This is a genomic window from Aliivibrio fischeri (genome assembly GCA_038993745.2).
GTDB classification, from domain to species: Bacteria; Pseudomonadota; Gammaproteobacteria; order Enterobacterales; family Vibrionaceae; genus Aliivibrio; species Aliivibrio fischeri_B.
Genome location: CP160629.1, coordinates 2,633,905 through 2,652,646 on the forward strand (window position 1 = coordinate 2,633,905; position 18,742 = coordinate 2,652,646).

The 18,742-nt window shown below is 39.8% G+C and carries 15 protein-coding genes, 9 tRNA genes and 2 pseudogenes; 9 read left to right on the top strand and 17 right to left on the bottom strand.

Annotated features, from left to right (window positions below):
- From hfq to tsaE, 5 genes and pseudogenes are all read right to left on the bottom strand, one after another.
- On the bottom strand, nucleotides 1–267 hold the full coding sequence (hfq, locus tag AAFX60_012580) for an RNA chaperone Hfq (protein XDF77472.1): 267 nt from the start codon (nucleotides 265–267) through the stop codon (nucleotides 1–3).
- 104 nt (nucleotides 268–371) lie between these two features.
- Nucleotides 372–1,304, bottom strand: a complete 933-nt coding sequence (gene miaA, locus AAFX60_012585) for a tRNA (adenosine(37)-N6)-dimethylallyltransferase MiaA (GenBank protein ID XDF77473.1) — start codon at nucleotides 1,302–1,304, stop codon at nucleotides 372–374.
- Nucleotides 1,297–3,278 (bottom strand): annotated as a pseudogene (gene mutL / locus AAFX60_012590) (DNA mismatch repair endonuclease MutL). The gene miaA and the pseudogene mutL overlap by 8 nt, the downstream one beginning before the upstream one ends.
- Before the next feature lie 11 nt (nucleotides 3,279–3,289).
- Nucleotides 3,290–5,029 (bottom strand): LysM peptidoglycan-binding domain-containing protein, encoded by a 1,740-nt coding sequence (locus tag AAFX60_012595; protein XDF77474.1) that lies wholly within the window; start codon nucleotides 5,027–5,029, stop codon nucleotides 3,290–3,292.
- On the bottom strand, nucleotides 5,023–5,487 hold the full coding sequence (tsaE, locus tag AAFX60_012600; protein ID XDF77475.1) for a tRNA (adenosine(37)-N6)-threonylcarbamoyltransferase complex ATPase subunit type 1 TsaE: 465 nt from the start codon (nucleotides 5,485–5,487) through the stop codon (nucleotides 5,023–5,025). Before tsaE ends, AAFX60_012595 begins: the two co-directional genes overlap by 7 nt.
- Before the next feature lie 218 nt (nucleotides 5,488–5,705).
- Here tsaE and queG point away from each other — a divergent pair, with 218 nt between their 5' ends.
- Nucleotides 5,706–6,815 carry a tRNA epoxyqueuosine(34) reductase QueG gene (gene queG / locus AAFX60_012605; GenBank protein XDF78946.1) on the top strand — a complete coding sequence of 370 codons (1,110 nt, stop codon included), beginning with the start codon at nucleotides 5,706–5,708 and terminating at the stop codon, nucleotides 6,813–6,815.
- 558 nt (nucleotides 6,816–7,373) lie between these two features.
- Here the strand turns inward: queG and AAFX60_012610 are convergent.
- From AAFX60_012610 to orn, 10 genes are all read right to left on the bottom strand, one after another.
- Nucleotides 7,374–7,449 (bottom strand) — tRNA-Gly (locus AAFX60_012610).
- Between the two features lie 32 nt (nucleotides 7,450–7,481).
- Nucleotides 7,482–7,558 (bottom strand) — tRNA-Met (locus tag AAFX60_012615).
- Nucleotides 7,559–7,618: 60 nt separating this feature from the next.
- Nucleotides 7,619–7,694, bottom strand: a tRNA-Gly gene (locus AAFX60_012620).
- Nucleotides 7,695–7,726: 32 nt separating this feature from the next.
- A tRNA-Met gene (locus AAFX60_012625) sits at nucleotides 7,727–7,803 on the bottom strand.
- A 60-nt stretch (nucleotides 7,804–7,863) separates the two neighbouring features.
- Nucleotides 7,864–7,939 (bottom strand) — tRNA-Gly (locus AAFX60_012630).
- A gap of 32 nt (nucleotides 7,940–7,971) precedes the next feature.
- Nucleotides 7,972–8,048 (bottom strand) — tRNA-Met (locus tag AAFX60_012635).
- A gap of 60 nt (nucleotides 8,049–8,108) precedes the next feature.
- Nucleotides 8,109–8,184, bottom strand: a tRNA-Gly gene (locus AAFX60_012640).
- Nucleotides 8,185–8,216: 32 nt separating this feature from the next.
- Nucleotides 8,217–8,293, bottom strand: a tRNA-Met gene (locus tag AAFX60_012645).
- Between the two features lie 71 nt (nucleotides 8,294–8,364).
- Nucleotides 8,365–8,440, bottom strand: a tRNA-Gly gene (locus AAFX60_012650).
- A gap of 137 nt (nucleotides 8,441–8,577) precedes the next feature.
- Complete coding sequence (gene orn, locus AAFX60_012655) at nucleotides 8,578–9,123, bottom strand: oligoribonuclease (protein XDF77476.1); 546 nt, start codon at nucleotides 9,121–9,123, stop codon at nucleotides 8,578–8,580.
- A 98-nt stretch (nucleotides 9,124–9,221) separates the two neighbouring features.
- Between orn and rsgA the strand changes: the two genes are divergently transcribed.
- The 3 genes and pseudogenes from rsgA to AAFX60_012670 all read left to right on the top strand — a co-directional run bounded on the left by rsgA (nucleotide 9,222) and on the right by AAFX60_012670 (nucleotide 12,210).
- On the top strand, nucleotides 9,222–10,286 hold the full coding sequence (gene rsgA, locus AAFX60_012660; protein ID XDF77477.1) for a small ribosomal subunit biogenesis GTPase RsgA: 1,065 nt from the start codon (nucleotides 9,222–9,224) through the stop codon (nucleotides 10,284–10,286).
- A 79-nt stretch (nucleotides 10,287–10,365) separates the two neighbouring features.
- Nucleotides 10,366–11,229, top strand: coding sequence for an archaetidylserine decarboxylase (asd, locus tag AAFX60_012665; GenBank protein XDF77478.1), 864 nt, complete (start codon nucleotides 10,366–10,368; stop codon nucleotides 11,227–11,229).
- A gap of 94 nt (nucleotides 11,230–11,323) precedes the next feature.
- Nucleotides 11,324–12,210, top strand: a pseudogene (locus AAFX60_012670) (DMT family transporter).
- Nucleotides 12,211–12,246: 36 nt separating this feature from the next.
- On the opposite strand, the gene epmA reads toward AAFX60_012670, so the two are convergent.
- Entirely contained in the window at nucleotides 12,247–13,221 is a 975-nt protein-coding gene (gene epmA / locus AAFX60_012675) for an elongation factor P--(R)-beta-lysine ligase (protein ID XDF77479.1), read from the bottom strand.
- A 407-nt stretch (nucleotides 13,222–13,628) separates the two neighbouring features.
- Here epmA and frdA point away from each other — a divergent pair, with 407 nt between their 5' ends.
- From frdA to frdD, 4 genes are read left to right on the top strand one after another with little or no spacing between them, the layout of a single operon-like run.
- Entirely contained in the window at nucleotides 13,629–15,434 is a 1,806-nt protein-coding gene (gene frdA / locus AAFX60_012680) for a fumarate reductase (quinol) flavoprotein subunit (protein XDF77480.1), read from the top strand.
- A complete protein-coding gene (locus AAFX60_012685; GenBank protein XDF77481.1) occupies nucleotides 15,434–16,177 on the top strand; it encodes a succinate dehydrogenase/fumarate reductase iron-sulfur subunit in 744 nt (247 codons plus the stop codon). The genes frdA and AAFX60_012685 overlap by 1 nt, the downstream gene beginning before the upstream one ends.
- 2 nt (nucleotides 16,178–16,179) lie before the next feature.
- Nucleotides 16,180–16,563, top strand: a complete 384-nt coding sequence (frdC, locus tag AAFX60_012690; GenBank protein ID XDF77482.1) for a fumarate reductase subunit FrdC — start codon at nucleotides 16,180–16,182, stop codon at nucleotides 16,561–16,563.
- A gap of 11 nt (nucleotides 16,564–16,574) precedes the next feature.
- The gene (gene frdD, locus AAFX60_012695) at nucleotides 16,575–16,937 is read left to right on the top strand and encodes a fumarate reductase subunit FrdD (protein ID XDF77483.1); all 363 of its coding nucleotides are present in this window, start codon (nucleotides 16,575–16,577) and stop codon (nucleotides 16,935–16,937) included.
- A 120-nt stretch (nucleotides 16,938–17,057) separates the two neighbouring features.
- Here the strand turns inward: frdD and efp are convergent, their stop codons facing one another.
- Nucleotides 17,058–17,624 carry an elongation factor P gene (efp, locus tag AAFX60_012700; GenBank protein XDF77484.1) on the bottom strand — a complete coding sequence of 189 codons (567 nt, stop codon included), beginning with the start codon at nucleotides 17,622–17,624 and terminating at the stop codon, nucleotides 17,058–17,060.
- Nucleotides 17,625–17,656: 32 nt separating this feature from the next.
- Between efp and epmB the strand changes: the two genes are divergently transcribed.
- Nucleotides 17,657–18,679 carry an EF-P beta-lysylation protein EpmB gene (gene epmB / locus AAFX60_012705; protein XDF77485.1) on the top strand — a complete coding sequence of 341 codons (1,023 nt, stop codon included), beginning with the start codon at nucleotides 17,657–17,659 and terminating at the stop codon, nucleotides 18,677–18,679.
- Nucleotides 18,680–18,742 lie beyond the last annotated feature (63 nt).

The window sequence follows — 18,742 nt, forward strand, 5'->3', positions numbered from 1 at the left end:
TTACTCTTCAGTTTTTTCTTGTGGACGCTCGCCTTGTGGACGATCACTCGCTGAGTGATGGCTTACAGCACGAGCCGGAACAACAGTAGAAATCGCATGCTTGTATACCATTTGGTTTACTGTGTTCTTAAGTAGGATAACAAATTGGTCAAATGACTCGATTTGTCCCTGTAGTTTGATCCCGTTAACTAAATAGATAGATACTGGAATCCTTTCACGACGCAGCGCATTCAAAAATGGGTCTTGCAAAGATTGCCCTTTAGCCATTTTTATTTTCCTTTTTGGTTTGTAATTGTAATTTTATTTAGCTATGAGCCTTTAGCTTATGACTAAACGCACTTAAGTTAAACAACATTGAAGCATTTTTGTGCTTATTTTTTCTCTAATTGAGTCGAAATCAACTCTAAAGCGCCGTCAATGTCATCACTATCAAGCCAAGTTAACTCTTTCCAGCTACGTAGCCAGGTAATTTGTCGCTTGGCTAATTGACGAGTAGCACAGATACCACGGAAAACCGCCTCATCCAATGTCCCCTCCCCGTCAAAATAGTCCCACATTTGTCGATAACCAACACATCGAATTGATGGTAAATCAGCATGAAGATCATCACGTTCATACAATGCTCGTGCTTCTGCTTCAAACCCTTCTTCCATCATATTCGCAAAGCGAAGTTCAATACGACGATGAATTTCTGCTCTCTCTTTCGGTGCAATCGCAAATTGATGCACCTCATAAGGCAAAGCATCACCTTTAATCTGGGTTAATTCTGTTAATGTTTTACCCGAAATTCGAAATACTTCCAACGCTCGGGAAAGTCGTTGTGGATCATTTGGATGAATTCTTTCAGCTGAGACAGGATCAATCGTTTTTAATTGATCATGCATCGCTTCCCATCCAAATTGTTCCGCTTCTTGCTCAATTTGAGCTCTAATGTCAGCATCCGCTGCTGGTAATGGCGAAAGACCTTCAAGTAATGCTTTGTAGTACAACATCGTACCACCCACTAACAATGGGATCTTTCCTTGAGCAACGATATCATCCATCTCTTTAAGAGCATCACGACGAAAATCCGCTGCCGAATAACTCTCTGTTGGATCAAGAATATCAATAAGACGATGAGGAGCCTGTAAAAGTTCCTCTGCATTTGGTTTTGCCGTACCAATATCCATACCCTTATAGATAAGGGCGGAGTCTACGCTAATCAACTCCACAGGAAAACGTTTTCGCAATTCAATTGCTAAGTTTGTTTTCCCTGACGCTGTTGGTCCCATCAAAAAGATGGCTTTTGGTAATGGTTTATTCATGACTAAATGCTTGTATCACTTGTGTAATATCGATGTCTTTTAATAATTTAGGGTAGAAATTATTCAATTCATCCCCCATAATTGCTCTAATTCCATCACTAATTGGATAGCTTGAGCAGTAGTATAACTTACTTCATCATGTTGAATTTGATGAGAAAGCCATTTTATTACTTGCTCTAACGATGGATTAATTTGTTCTAGATACCTTAACAGATTCGGGATCAATTGTTGTAAGTTCTGCTGTCTGATTGGTTGACAAACAGCCATTACGATAATATTTGTTCTATTTTTAACTTTAAGATCAATACCTAAAGATTTCAACAAAGAGGCGTAATTAGATAAATTGTTACAAATTGACTCATCAATACCAACAGAAAGCGGTATCAATAAAGGTTGAGGTTTCAACGGCTCAGCATTAACCGAACTTAACTGACCGTAGATTTTGACAAACTCGGCATAGCGTAAGTTCAATAACTGAAGTTGCTTTCCTTGTTGCAACAATGCAAAAGACGATTCAACAACACTTAATACTTTGCCTAATGTGATGTCATTTTTAGACACGTGAGTAACTTGAGGTGCAACTCGCTCAATTTGTTGAGTGGTTCTGAATGTATGTGATTGCTCATTCACCTGAGAGGTACTTTCTCTCTGCTCTCTATTTTGGGTGGTAAGCAGTTCATTGTAATTAGAAAGTGCTTTTTTCGTTGGTTTATCAGTATGGAATGAACGAGATGGTGCAGTGGAATTTGAAGATGAACTCCCAACGTTTCCTTTCGGTATCCATGAATCTAATGGCGCCTTATTTGGATAACTTGGCGTAGATTCTACCGCAGCTCTTAATTGTTCAGATTTAGGATAATGTGTTTGTTGAGGCTGTCGTACATATTCTTTCATTGGTGGAAAATACGATTCTTTGCTCTCAAGTTGTTGCTCTTCAGCCTCAGACTGAATATGACCAACCACATCAGGTAATGATGCGCCTTGCTGTAATGCACCAAAAATGGCTTGGTAAATAAAATCATGCACTAATCGTGCTTGATGAAAACGTACCTCGTGTTTTGCAGGGTGTACGTTAACATCAACATCATGTGGATTGATCTCAATAAATAAAATATACGCTGCATATTGGTTTGCAGGCAAAGATGATTCATAACCTTGACGGATAGCATGATTGATTAGCTTATCTTTCATCATACGCCCGTTCACATAACAGTATTGAATATCACCCTGTGCTCTTGCTCCTTCTGGAGACGATATCCAACCGTGAAACTTCAACTCTCCATGCTCTAACTCGACTTCTAATGCATGTTGCAAGAAATTTGCACCACATACGGCCGCTAAACGTTTTTCTATTTGAGGTTTAGTTTGTGCTGCTCGATATTGACGAACCATCTTACCGTTATGACGTAAATTAATCGTCACATCCAATCGGCTTAATGCAATACGCTTTAATAGTTCATCAATATGAGTAAATTCTGTTTTATCTGCTCGCAGGAACTTACGACGTGCTGGAGTATTAAAAAACAGATCAACCACATCAATAGTCGTTCCAATGGGATGAGCAGCCGGCTTTAATTTCACATTCATTTCTCGACCTTCAGCATAAGCAGACCATGCCTCTTCTTGGGCAACAGTACGAGAAGTTAGTGTTAAACGTGAAACGGAACTAATAGAAGCAAGAGCTTCACCTCGAAACCCCAAACTAACAATGGCTTCAAGATCATCTAATGAAGTGATTTTTGATGTGGCATGACGACTTAAGGCTAAGGTAAGTTCATCTTTTGGGATCCCCGATCCATTATCGCGAATTCGGATTAACTTGCTGCCACCTTTTTCGATATCAATATCGATGCGAGTTGCTCCCGCATCGATACTGTTTTCTACCAATTCTTTAACAACAGAAGCCGGACGCTCCACAACCTCACCCGCCGCAATTTGGTTGGCTAATCGTGCTGGTAAGATTTGAATTGGCATGACCTTGTTCCTTAACTGGTTGGAATAATGAGCACCTGCCCTATAGCAAGCTCATCTGAACGTAACTTGTTTGCTTTTCTTAAGCTGGAAACAGATACGCCATATTTACTTGCAATTTTACCTAAGAATTCACCGCGTTTCACCGTGTGTTTCTTAACGGGAGCTACAATACTCACTTTCAATTTTTGTCCAACAAACAAAGTATCTGACTTCAATTTATTTAATGAACGAATACTGCTTGTTGTTACTTTATATTTCGATGCAATCTTTCCTAAATACTCACCAGAACGTACTTTATGAGTAATAATAGTACGAGCCTGACTTGATGATGTATTCGCAGAAGAAACCGTATTCTTCGGTGCAACATACACAGGTTTATTGCTTGGGATAACTAAAACTTGTCCAATCTTTAAGCTCGTGCTTTTAAGATTATTTTCACTTTTAATTTTCGCCATCGTCGTTCCATATTTCTTTGCAATTAAAGACAAAGACTCACCAGAACGTACTTTATGTTTTGTTTGACCATCTTGTGCAGCAAGTAGTGTACCTTGCGGCGGGTTATCATGAAGATAACGAATGATTGCTTTTGAAATAGAACGTGCAATTTTATCTTGATGAGCTCGTTGGAATAATTGCTTTTCTTCCGTTGGGTTCGAAATAAACCCGGTTTCAATCAAAATAGATGGAATATCTGGTGACTTTAATACTGCCAAGCTCGCATTCACAGGCTCTTTTTTATGCAGTCGAATCACTTTACCCATTTCTGATAACACGTTCTTTGCTAATTTATACCCTTCTTTTTGAGAATGACTAAATTGCAGATCCAATAGCGTTTGACTTACGTTTCTATCGTTACTGTTTTTCGCTAGTACGTCTCCTGCACCACCCAATAACTCTGATTGTTTCTCGTGTTTTTCCACCCAACGACCAATTTCAGTATTTGCTCTACGTGTATTCAAAACGAACACAGAACCACCTCTTGGCTGTGGTGAGCGGAAGCTATCAGCGTGAATAGAAACTAATAAATGCGATTTATTTTTTCGAGCTATCTCTGTACGTTTATTTAAATTCACAAAATAATCGCCACTACGAGTCATTACTGCTCGCATGCCTGGCTGAGCATTAATTTGAGCAACCACTTTTTTCGAAATCGCTAATGTCGCATGCTTTTCGTACTTTCGTGTTGGACCAATAGAACCAGGGTCTTCACCACCATGGCCAGCATCAATAGCAACAACAATTTCACCATTACCAATAATATGACTATTATTTGAATTAATTACAGGTTTAGAAGGTGTACTTGGTTTGCTCGGTGTTGGCGTTGAATTAGTTGTTCCTGAATGAGGTAAGTCCATCACCAAACGATGGCCATACTGCCCACCTGGAGTTGGTGCTAACTTAAACACCTCAGCCGTAACAGAGTGCTTTAATTCAAAAACCAAACGTGTAGTGTTTTTTGATGGTGGTGAACTCTTTCTTATCTTAGTCAGTACCTTGCTGTCTTTAACATTTAAAGGCAACTTAGCTTTTACATTCGTATTCTTAAGATCAACAACCAAACGGTATGGGCTACTTAATGTAAAGTAGCTGTAATTTGCTTCTGAATTTAAGTCAATAACAATACGAGTTTCATCAGGCGAAGGCCAAACTCGTATTCCCTCTAACGTGTTTGCAGATACAAAAAAGCTACTTGTTGAAAGAACAACAAATAGCGTATACCAAATAATTCGAAAATATTTACCGATTAACACAAATCCAACCGCTGTACTAAACTACATCCATACTCATTATTACCTGTGATCACAACATGACGAGCTTCACCATCGTAGCGAATATCAATATCAAGATCTGGTGCTGGTAATAACCCTTCCCCTTTCTCAGGCCATTCAACTAAACAAATTGCATCATCAGTAAAATAATCACGGATCCCCATAAACTCAAGTTCTTCAGGATCAGCTAAACGATATAGATCAAAATGATATACCTGCCACTTATCAAGTTCATATGGTTCAACTAATGTATAAGTTGGGCTTTTTACATTACCAGTATGACCTAATGAACGAATGAATCCGCGGCTAAACGTCGTTTTACCTGCGCCAAGATCACCATGTAGGAAAATTGTTGTTTGTTGAGTACAAGCTTGAGAAAGCTGTCTACCGAATTCAACCGTATCGTCTTCAGTAGCTAAATTAAATTCAAAGCGTTCCATTATTCACTAATTTCACTATTTTAATTGTCTAAATTGATGGACTTGGTATCAAATTCACAATTTAATGTGATGAATGTTTATACACAAGTTATCTTATCGGTTTGTTAATCTCATTGAGTAGAACTTTTATAATCAGTATCTAATTACGAGTTATCTTGTCTATATGATAAACTTTTACTCATTATACTGTAATAAAAAAATGTAATCTCCCTGTGAAAATTAACTATCAAGAACTCTCAAATAACATCAAACTTTGGGCAAAAGAACTTGGCTTTCAAAAAGTCGGGATCTGTGATGTCGATTTATCTCAACATGAAGTGGCATTAGAACAATGGTTAGAGGCTGGTTATCACGGTTCAATGGACTGGATGGCTCGACATGGTGTCATGCGAGCAAGACCTGATGAGCTTCATCCAGGGACAATTCGAGTGATCAGTGCTCGAATGGATTACCTTCCTCCTGAAGCCAATTTTGCCAGTAACCTAAAAGATCCAAACCAAGCTTATATTAGTCGTTACGCTCTCGGGCGTGATTACCATAAACTGATCCGTAACCAATTAAAAAAGCTAGGACAAAAAATTGAAAAAGAAGTCGAACAATTAGGTTATCGACCATTTGTGGACTCTGCTCCAATTTTAGAACGCCCATTAGCAGAAAAAGCAGGATTAGGCTGGACAGGAAAGCACTCACTTCTTCTTGATAAACATACAGGTTCTTGGTTCTTTCTTGGTGAACTATTAGTTGATATCCCACTACCAGTCGACACACCAGTTGAAAATCAATGTGGAAAATGTACCGCCTGTGTTTCTTCTTGTCCTACCAACGCTATTCTTGAAAATGGTGTAATTGATGCTCGTCGCTGTATTTCTTACTTAACCATAGAAAACAGTGGTGTCATTCCTGAAGAGTTTCGTTCATTAATGGGAAATCGTATTTACGGTTGCGATGACTGCCAACTTGTTTGTCCTTGGAACCGAGAAGCTGAAATTACTCAACAAGCGGACTTTCATCGTAGAAGCTCATTAGGTGACTCTGATCTTATTTCACTTTTCTCTTGGGATGAAAGTACCTTCTTAAAAAATATGGAAGGCTCTGCGATTCGCCGCATAGGACATACCCAATGGCTACGTAATCTTTCCATCGCAATGGGAAATGCACCTCATTCCGAAGCAATAATATCTGCACTACGAGATCGATTAGGCTTAGATGAGAATTTAGATATCCATATTCAATGGGCGATAAAACAACAATCGCTCGTCATCACTTCAAATAGAAAAGAACAACGCTTAATCCGTATCATTGAAAAAGGGCTTCCAAGAGATGCCTAACCAATATTATCTCAATGACGTTATTCTCTGTTGATAACCATTTAAGATTGCATATAGCGTATGTGGAAAAGATTTCTATCTTTAGCAAACAACGTGAATATTAAAAAAGTTAAACACAAGACAGGAATATGATTAGGATCAAAGAAGTCAAGCAAAAAGATCTTTAAAAATCTTGCAAATAATGTATAAAAAAACAAAAAGCCTTACTTTTCAATCACATAGAAAATATAGGTAAATTTAACGATCAAAAAACAAAAGCAAGATCCTTGATAAAACTCATTTCTTTCAGTTTTTTCATAAACAACTAACAGAGTTATCCACAGAAAGAGACATGTGGATAAGTTTGTTGATTATATGGTAATTAACAAACATAACTAACCCTCTGCGCTTACTCTTTATATGGAAAAGAGACCAGATGCAGATAGATTATTCGATTCTTTCATTGGTTATGAATCTGAGTATTCTAAAGAGCAGGATTTGTAGTGGGGTTAATGCTTCACAGCATTAATTTTAAAGAAAATAAAAGCGCTGAATATGATTCAGCGCTTTTATTTTGTTTGGAGCGACACACGAGGTTCGAACTCGTGACCTCAACCTTGGCAAGGTTGCGCTCTACCAGCTGAGCTAGTGTCGCATGATCAATCGCTAATGCGTTTAATCTAAATGTGGTTGCGGGAGCAGGATTTGAACCTACGACCTTCGGGTTATGAGCCCGACGAGCTACCAAGCTGCTCCATCCCGCGTCCGGATGCATTGTTTAAGACAATGAGACTATAAACCATTTTTCTCTTCGAGAAAGAAAATGGAGCGACACACGAGGTTCGAACTCGTGACCTCAACCTTGGCAAGGTTGCGCTCTACCAGCTGAGCTAGTGTCGCATGATCAACCGCTAATGCGTTCAATCTAAATGTGGTTGCGGGAGCAGGATTTGAACCTACGACCTTCGGGTTATGAGCCCGACGAGCTACCAAGCTGCTCCATCCCGCGTCCGGATGCATTGTTTAAGACAATGAGACTATAAACCATTTTTCTCTTCGAGAAAGAAAATGGAGCGACACACGAGGTTCGAACTCGTGACCTCAACCTTGGCAAGGTTGCGCTCTACCAGCTGAGCTAGTGTCGCATGATCAACCGCTAATGCGTTCAATCTAAATGTGGTTGCGGGAGCAGGATTTGAACCTACGACCTTCGGGTTATGAGCCCGACGAGCTACCAAGCTGCTCCATCCCGCGTCCGGATGCATTGTTTAAGACAATGAGACTATAAACCATTTTTCTCTTCGAGAAAGAAAATGGAGCGACACACGAGGTTCGAACTCGTGACCTCAACCTTGGCAAGGTTGCGCTCTACCAGCTGAGCTAGTGTCGCATGATTAACCGCTAATGCGTTTAATCTAAATGTGGTTGCGGGAGCAGGATTTGAACCTACGACCTTCGGGTTATGAGCCCGACGAGCTACCAAGCTGCTCCATCCCGCGTCCGGATGCATTGTTAAGTACAATGAAACTTTATCTTATCATTCAATTACTTGAACAAGAAGCTTTTAATTTGGAGCGACACACGAGGTTCGAACTCGTGACCTCAACCTTGGCAAGGTTGCGCTCTACCAGCTGAGCTAGTGTCGCATTCTGATAAGGAGTAGCTCCTCGTTCAGAGGCTGCGAATTATACGAGTAAACTGTGATGATGCAAGCGTATTTTGAAAAAAAATGCGATTTTTTTTCAAAATCGCGTTTTTCCGCTCAACAAATCATCAAATGAAATTAAATTGTGAAAATATGTTGGCGATAATACTTCAATTCTGCAATAGATTCGCGAATATCATCTAACGCTAAATGTGTGCCTGCTTTGGTAAAACCATCTAAAACTTCAGGTTTCCATCGACGAGCTAGCTCTTTAATTGTACTTACATCAACATAGCGGTAATGAAAATACTCTTCTAATGTTGGCATGTGCTTATATAAAAAACGACGATCTTGTCCAATACTATTACCACAAATTGGTGATACGCCTTTTGGAACCCATTGCTCAAGGAAAGCAATAGTTTCTGCAATTGCCGCTTCTTCATCGTATTTACTTTCTTGTACTCGAGCGACTAATCCGCTATTTGTATGAGTATTGGTACACCAATCGTCCATTTTAGCCAACTCTTCTTCTGGCTGATGGATCGCAATTACTGGACCTTCTGCTAAAATATTCAGTTGTGCATCTGTCACAATAGATGCAATTTCGATGATTTTATGAGTTTCAGGATCCAATCCTGTCATCTCTAAATCCACCCAAATCAGGTTTTGATCATTAATTGCCATAGAGAGTTGCCTATTTTGTAACTAAAAAGGGTATGATACTCGGGCCGATTTATCTTTCAACATAAAACTGAAAGCCAACCAACAAGTGAATTAATTTCGTGGCAAAGAAGAAAAAGCTAACCAAAGGCCAAGTTCGCCGAGTACGCTCAAATCAAAAAAAGCGTATTGAAAAAATTGAAGACAGTGTGCAATGGGATGAAACCCTACTAGAAGCTGCTAAAGAAGGCCTAGTCATTACACGCTTTGGTCAACATGCTGATATTGAAGACCCTGATACTAAAGAAATCCATCGTTGTAATTTACGCCGAGGTATTGAAAGTTTAGTTTCGGGTGATCGTGTTATTTGGCGTCCAGGGACTGAAGTCCTTGCTGGTATTTCAGGTGTTGTTGAAGCTGTAAAACCAAGAACATCAATGTTAACCCGTCCAGACTATTATGATGGTATTAAGCCAGTAGCAGCTAACGTTGATCAAATGGTAATCGTGTCTTCAATTCTTCCTGAGTTGTCTCTGAATATTATTGATCGATACCTTATTGCTTCTGAAACTCTACATATCAAACCATTAATTGTATTAAACAAAGTGGATTTACTGTCTGAAGAAGAGTTTATCAAAGTACAGCAACTGCTTAGCTTATATGAAGATATTGGTTATAAAGTTCGATATGTAAGTAAAGAATCAGGCTACGGTGTAGAAGAACTTGAAGCTGAATTACGAAATCACATTAATATTTTCGTTGGTCAATCAGGCGTAGGTAAATCAAGCCTTGTAAATGCACTGATGCCTGAACTTGAGATTGAGGTGGAAGAAGGGGCAGTATCTGAAAACTCAGGTCTTGGTCAACATACAACAACTGCAGCACGCCTGTATCACTTCCCACACGGTGGTGATTTAATTGACTCTCCAGGAGTTCGTGAATTTGGTTTGTGGCACTTAGAAGCTGAACAAGTCACAGACTCTTTTATTGAATTTAAAGACTTTTTAGGTGGCTGTAAGTTTAGAGACTGTAAACACAAAGATGACCCAGGATGCTTACTTCAAGAAGCCGTTGCAGAAGGTAAAATCAATAAGCTACGATTTGAAAGCTATCATCGTATAATTGAAAGCATGTCTGAGAATAAAGCAAATCGCCAATTCTCACGAAACAAAAAAGCCGATTTATAACCACAATAAACCTTGGGTTTAGCGACAATGTAAATATGTGGTAATATCCACAGCAAATGATAACTATTAGGCAAACAACGTGTCAGATAATTTAAAGATTGGGTTACAATATCTAACTCCAAAACATGCACTTACTCGTTTGGCTGGCAAATTAGCATCAGCAAAAATGGGATGGTTAACAACTGCTGTTATTAAGTGGTTTATCAAACAATACAACGTAAATATGGATGAGGCTAAAAACCCAGATCCTGAAGCGTATTCAACATTTAATAACTTCTTCGTTCGTGAATTAGAAGATGGCGCTCGTCCTATTAATGAGGATGATTCTCTTATTTCTCACCCTGCAGATGCTTGCGTTAGTCAATTTGGTCCAATTATGGACGGTAAATTAGTACAAGCAAAAGGCCACGTATATTCTGCACAAGAATTACTTGGTGGTGATGAAGCACTTGCTGCTGAATTTATGGGTGGTGAGTTTGCAACGCTGTATTTATCACCAAGCGATTACCATCGTGTTCATATGCCTTGTGATGCAACGCTACGTAAAATGATTTATGTTCCTGGTGACTTATTTTCAGTTAACCCATTAACGGCAGAAAACGTACCGAACTTATTTGCACGCAATGAACGTGTTGTTTGTATTTTTGATACCGAGTTTGGTCCTATGGCTCAAATTCTGGTTGGTGCAACGATCGTTGGTAGTATTGAAACTACATGGGCTGAAACCGTAACACCACCAACAGGTCCTGCGGTTAAAACATGGCACTACCCTCTTTCTGGTGACGACATGATTTGCTTTAAGAAAGGTGAAGAAATGGGTCGCTTTAAGTTAGGTTCTACTGTAATTAACTTGTTTGCTCCTAACTCAATTAAATTTGATGATTCAATGGAAAATGGTACTCCTACTCGTATGGGTACACCATTTGCTCATATCGTAAAATAATCAAATTTTATTAAGAAATAATAAATAGCGAACAATATGTTCGCTATTTTTTTATCTTTAGATAATCAGAATCAATTACTCAATGGAATGAATGATGGGATATGAATGGTTAGCGTTGGCTGCTGCTTGTTTATGGGCGCTATCAAGTATGATTTCTGTAACCCCTGCAAGGCACCTTGGTGCATTCGCTTATAGTCGTTGGCGTATGGGGTGCGTAACTATCATGCTCTCTAGTCTTGCTTGGTTTACTGGTGGTTGGCTCTCTATTGAATCTTCTCACTTATATCCAATGATCCTCTCAGGACTCATTGGTATTTTTATTGGCGATACGGCTCTATTTGCGTGTTTTAATCGCATGGGACCACGCCAAGCCGGTTTACTCTTTTCTTGTCATGCTCTATTTTCTGCCATTCTTGGTTACTGGTTATTTAATGAAACCCTACAAGGTTGGGAACTCGTCGGTGCCATCTCTGTTTTTTCTGGTGTTTCTATTGCTATTTTCTTTGGTAAAAAAACAGATAATCAAGGAACGTGGGATGAAGTAAGAGGTAATATCTGGATAGCAATCTTCTTAGGGTTGCTTGCTGCTTTTTGCCAAGCACTTGGTGGTGTTATCGCAAAACCTGTAATGCTTACCAATGCAGACCCAATTGCAGCCTCAGCAATACGAATGGCTTCAGCTTTTGCAGCTCACAGCTTATTAAGATTAATGAACGTTCCAATATCTCGCCCTATTACGCCAATTAATTTTCGCATTCTTGGAATTGTGGCGTTAAATGGTTTTCTAGCAATGACTGTGGGTATGACACTCATTTTATATGCATTGCAAAAAGGAAACGTAGGGATGGTTGCTCTACTCTCTTCTACAACCCCTATTATGATCTTGCCTTTATTATGGTTATATACAAAAAAGCACCGAACCGCTTTGCATGGCTTGGTGCTTTTTTAGCTGTAATGGGTACGGGATTAATAGTCAGTTAATCTTACCATTAGATTCATAACCTTTAATCTGGGAAGTTATGCCCTATCAAAAGGAAATGCTGTAACTTGATCAATGTGCTTCTCACCCATCGCAAGCATGATTAAACGATCAATACCTAAAGCAACACCAGAACAATTAGGCAAACCCGCTTCTAGCGCAGCGATCAAATGATAATCAATGGGTTGTTCAATTAGCCCCATTGATTTACGTTTTGCATTATCTTCTTCAAAACGCATGAGCTGCTCTTTTGCATTATCTAACTCATGAAAGCCATTCGCTAACTCAATTCCCTTAAAATACACCTCAAATCGTTCAGCTACTCGTGGATCGCTTGGATTAATTTTAGCTAACGCAGCTTGAGAAGCAGGAAAATCATAAACAAAAGCAGGTACATCTTGCCCAATTTTCACTTCAACTCCCATACTAAATAAAAGCTGCAATAAAGTGTCACGATCTTCTTCAATATCTGCAATATCAGATAAACCTAATGGCGCAGCAACCGCTCTTAATTCATCCATACTCGCTTCTAAAGGGCAAACACCAAGTACTTGAATAAAAGCTTCTTGATAAGTCATACGTTCAGCATTGTCACATTTCAACACTAACGTTAATAACTCATTCATTTCATCCATTAGGTCATGATGATCAAAACCTAAACGATACCACTCTAACATAGTGAATTCAGGGTTATGGTAACGGCCAGCTTCTTCATTTCGAAACGCTTTATTTATTTGGTAAATACACCCACTTCCAGCGGCTAATAAGCGCTTCATATGAAACTCTGGACTAGTCATGAAATAAAGATGAGTGCCATCTGCATATCCCGGTCCAATAAAGTCTGTTTGGAAAGTATGTAAATGCACATCCGTTACTGTCGCATGACTCATTGCCGGCGTATCCACTTCCATTACTTTTCGCTTAAAAAAGAATGAACGAATCGCCGCTAAAATATCAGCACGCTGCTGTAATTGCTCAATTGATGCGCTAGGCATCCAGTTTTGACTAGTCATAATCTTACACATTAGAAAAACTTATGCGAAATAATACCTTATCTCACAATTTTACGTTACCTATTTTTTAACTTTATAAATACCCTTAAGCATCAAAGGGATACCGAACCAATAAGAATCATTATCACTTATAAAGCAACAACTTAACTACAATTTGCCGCCAAAATTAACAGCTTTAACTAGTTGACGGAGATCACACTATAAGCAACAAACTGCCCCATTAGTGGTACTTGCTCTACAAAACTTTATCCATATCAATTTTTATTACAAAAGCTCACATAGAATAGAGAACAGAATTTTTAAGTTATTATTTGCTCTTTTTTGTCATATGAGCAGGTTGGATTCTCATAATTAGTCACAATTGAGTGATTAGTTTAATTTTTTATCTTTTATCCCGGAGGATAACTGTGAAGACTATAACCACAGATATCGCAGTAATCGGCGCGGGCGGTGCAGGTTTACGTACTGCCATTGCAGCTGCAGAAGCTAACCCAGAGCTGGAGATTGCTCTGATTTCAAAAGTATACCCAATGCGTTCACATACAGTGGCTGCAGAAGGTGGTTCCGCTGCCGTGACCAAGGAAGAAGATACACTAGACAATCACTTCAACGATACTGTTGGTGGTGGTGATTGGCTGTGTGAACAGGATGTTGTTGAGTACTTTGTAGAAAATGCATACCGTGAAATGACCCAATTAGAACAATGGGGTTGTCCATGGAGCCGTAAAGAAAATGGTGAAGTTAACGTTCGCCGTTTTGGTGGTATGAAAGTTGAACGTACATGGTTTGCTGCGGATAAAACCGGCTTCCACATGCTTCACACTCTATTCCAAACATCAATGAAATACCCTCAAATCAACCGTTTTGATGAGTACTTCGTTGTTGACCTTCTTGTGGAAGAAGGCCAAGTTCAAGGTCTGATTGCTATTCATATGGCAGAAGGCGAACTTATCTGTATTAAAGCAAAATCTGTTGTTCTTGCAACAGGTGGTGCAGGTCGTGTTTACCACTGTAACACCAATGGCGGTATCGTTACTGGTGATGGTATGGCGATGGCATTCCGTCACGGTGTTCCACTACGTGATATGGAATTCGTACAATACCACCCAACAGGTCTACCAGGCACTGGTATTCTTATGACTGAAGGTTGTCGTGGTGAAGGCGGTATCATCGTAAACAAAAACGGTTACCGTTACCTACAAGATTACGGCATGGGTCCTGAGACTCCTGTTGGCGAGCCTAAGAACAAATACATGGAACTGGGTCCTCGTGACAAAGTATCTCAAGCGTTCTGGCATGAACTACAAAAAGGTAACACAATTAAGCACCCTCTAGGTGATGTTGTGCATCTAGATCTTCGTCACCTTGGTGAAGAATATCTACATGAGCGCCTACCATTTATCTGTGAATTAGCAAAAGCATACGTAAACGTTGACCCAGCTAAAGAGCCTATCCCAATCCGTCCAACGGTTCACTACACTATGGGTGGTATCGAAACGGATAAGAACAATGAAACAAGCATCAAAGGTCTATTTGCTGTTGGTGAATGTTCTTCTGTTGGTCTTCACGGTGCAAACCGTCTAGGTTCAAACTCTCTAGCTGAGCTAGTTGTATTCGGTCGCCTTGCTGGTGAAAAAGCCGCGGAACGTGCTGCTGAATTCACGTCTTGGAATGAAGAATCAATCCAAAAACAAATTACTGAAGTTCAAGCTCGCATTGATGCGCTAATGGCGCAAGAAGGCGACGAAAACTGGGCAACTATCCGTACTGAAATGGGTCACTCTATGGAAGCGGGTTGTGGTATCTATCGTAAAGAGCATGAAATGCAAGATACGATTGATAAACTGGCTGAACTAAAAGAGCGTTACAAGAAAATCAGCATCAAAGATAAAGGTAAAGTGTTCAACACTGACCTTCTATACGCAATCGAAGTTGGTTACGGTCTTGAAGTTGCAGAAGCAATGGCTCACTCAGCGATTCTACGTAAAGAATCTCGTGGTGCACACCAACGTCTAGATGACGGTTGTACAGAGCGTGATGATGAGAACTTCCTAAAACACTCATTAGCGTTCTACAACAAAGATGCAGCGCCTACTATCAAGTACAGCGATGTAACGATCACTAAATCACAACCAAAAGCTCGCCTATATGGTGAAGCAGCTGAAAAAGCAGCAGCAGAAGAAGCGGCGAAGAACGCAGAGGAGCACGCATAATGACGGGTGGCAATCGAATCCAAAAAGTAAGCATCCTGCGTTACGACCCAATGAAAGATGAGAAGCCTTATCTTCAAACGTTTGATGTTCCTTGTGATGAAACAACGTCTGTATTAGACGCTATTGGTTACATCAAAGATAACCTAGATAAAGACCTATCTTACCGTTGGTCTTGTCGTATGGCGATCTGTGGTTCTTGTGGCATGATGGTAAACAATGTGCCAAAACTGGCTTGTAAAGCGTTCTTACGTGATTACCCAGATGGTTTAACATTAGAGCCATTAGCAAACTTCCCAATTGAAAAAGATTTAATTGTTGATATGACGCCATTCATTGAGCGTTTAGAAGCAATCAAACCTTACATTTTAGGAAATGACCGTACACCAGAACAAGGTCCAAACACTCAGACTCCTGAGCAAATGGCGAAATACAAACAATTCGCTGGTTGTATCAACTGTGGTTTATGTTACGCAGCATGTCCTCAATTTGGTCTAAACCCTGAGTTCATCGGTCCTGCAGCACTGACTCTTGCACACCGTTATAACCTTGATAGCCGTGACAACGGCTCAGCTGAGCGTATGAAGCTAATCAATGGTGACAACGGCGCATGGGGCTGTACATTTGTTGGTTACTGTTCTGAAGTGTGTCCAAAACACGTTGACCCAGCAGCAGCTGTAAACCAAGGTAAGATCGCATCGTCTCAAGACTTTGTTATCGCAATGCTTAAACCTCAGGAGGCATAAGGATGAGCAATCGTAAACCTTACGTTCGCGAAATGACACGTACTTGGTGGAAAGATCACCCTTTCTACCGCTTCTACATGGTTCGTGAAGCAACGGTTCTACCACTAATTTTCTTTACTATCTGTCTGCTTGTTGGTCTAGGTAGCTTAGTTAAGGGTCCACTAGCTTGGGCTTCTTGGTTAGATTTCATGGCAAACCCTATTGTGGTTGCTCTGAACATTGTTGCTTTAGCTGGTAGCTTATTCCATGCTCAAACCTTCTTTAGCATGATGCCGCAAGTAATGCCGATTCGTCTTGGTGGTAAAACACTGGATAAGAAAGTGGTTGTTCTTGCACAATGGGCAGCAGTTGCTGCTATCACATTACTTGTACTGGTTATCGTTTAAGGAGAATTATTGTGGTAAATCGTAATCCAAAGCGTTCTGACGAACCAGTATGGTGGGGCTTGTTTGGTGCTGGCGGCACTTGGTTTGCAATGCTAACACCTGTAACTATCTTAGTTCTTGGTATCTTAGTTCCACTAGGTGTGATCGGTCCTGAATCAATGAACTACCTACGTGTTGCTGGTTTTGTTACTAGCATCATTGGTGCATTATTTGTTATCGGTTCTATCTCTATGCCAATGTGGCATGCGATGCACCGTTTGCACCATGGTATGCATGACCTAAAATTCCACACAGGTACTGCGGGTAAAATCGCATGTTATGCAGCGGCGGCACTAGCAACTGTATTATCTGTTGTGTTTATCTTCATGATCTAATTATCATCTAGATACGAAAAAAAGGTTGGCTTTATGCCAACCTTTTTTGTATCTGCTATGTAATAAAAAAGGCCACCGAAGTGACCTTTTATATAAAGCTATTCTCGATATAAATCGAAATTACTTCACACGACCAACGTATTCGCCAGTACGTGTATCAACTTTAACTACTTCACCGATAGCGATGAATAGTGGAACACGAACTACTGCACCAGTAGATAGCGTTGCTGGTTTACCACCAGTACCTTGAGTATCACCTTTTAGACCTGGGTCAGTTTCAGTTACTTCAAGTTCAACAAAATTTGGTGGTGTCACTGTAATTGGATTATCATTCCAAAGAGTCAGCGTACAAGTATCGTTTTCTACTAGCCATTTAGCTGTATCACCAACTGCTTTAACATCAGCTGCGATTTGCTCAAAGCTTACGCTATTCATGAAGTGGTAGAACTCACCATCGTTGTATAGGTAGTCTAACTCTACATCTACAACGTCAGCTAGTTCAAAGCTTTCACCTGATTTAAATGTTTTTTCTAGTGTTTTACCAGAAAGCAATCGACGAAGTTTTACACGGTTGAATGCTTGACCTTTACCTGGCTTAACATATTCGTTTTCGATAATTGAGCATGGCTCATTATCTAACATAAATTTCAAACCGCCTTTGAATTCATTGGTACTTACTGACGCCATGATTTCCTCTTAACATCGTTGAGTTATAAATAATGTCACACATGATAACCCGAAATGACGCTCCTGTTGAGCAAAACTGGCTCAAAGAACTAGCGAATGCGATCTCTAACCCTCATCAGCTACTTTCAACACTTGGTATTGATAGCGCTCCGTGGGAAAAAGGATTGGAAGCGAAAAAGTTATTTGCGTTACGTGTGCCGACAAGTTTTGTCGATAGAATGGAATTTGGCAACCCTTTTGATCCTTTATTACGCCAAGTATTGCCTTTAGATCAAGAATTCGAGGTACATGAGGGATATTCGAACGATCCTTTAAAGGAGCAAGACAACCAACAGCCAGGTTTATTGCATAAGTATAAAAACCGAGTTCTATTGATTGTTAAAGGGGGATGCGCTGTTAATTGTCGCTACTGCTTCCGCCGTCACTTTCCATATCAAGACAACAAAGGCAGCAAAACTATTTGGCAAGAGTCCATTGATTACATCTCCAACCACCCAGAAATAAATGAAGTTATTTTCTCTGGCGGTGATCCATTAATGGCCAAAGATCACGAACTTCAATGGTTAATTGACCATATTGAAGCAATCCCGCATATCAAGCGCCTTCGTATCCACTCTCGCTTGCCGGTGGTAATACCAAACCGTATTACCGATACGTTATGTCAACTATTTACAAAAACACGCTTACAAATCATTCTAGTGACTCATATCAATCATGCTAATGAAATTAGCCAAGAACTCATCAGTAGTATGCACAAACTAAAGCTTGCTCATGTCACTCTATTAAATCAAAGCGTGTTATTAAAAGGCGTTAATGATAATGCAGATACATTAACTCAATTAAGTGAAGCATTATTCGATGCGGGTATTTTGCCTTATTACCTTCATGTATTAGATAAAGTCCAAGGGGCTGCTCATTTCTTTGTTTCTGACGAAAAAGCCAAACAGTTAATGAGTGAACTGATAGAAAATGTATCTGGTTACCTTGTTCCTACATTAGCTAGAGAGATTGGTGGTAGAAAAAGCAAAACACCTCTCGACTTATATTTGGAATAATTACAGGCATAAAAAAACCGAAGCACTCGCTTCGGTTTTTTGTATCTAGAATTCAATCCTAAA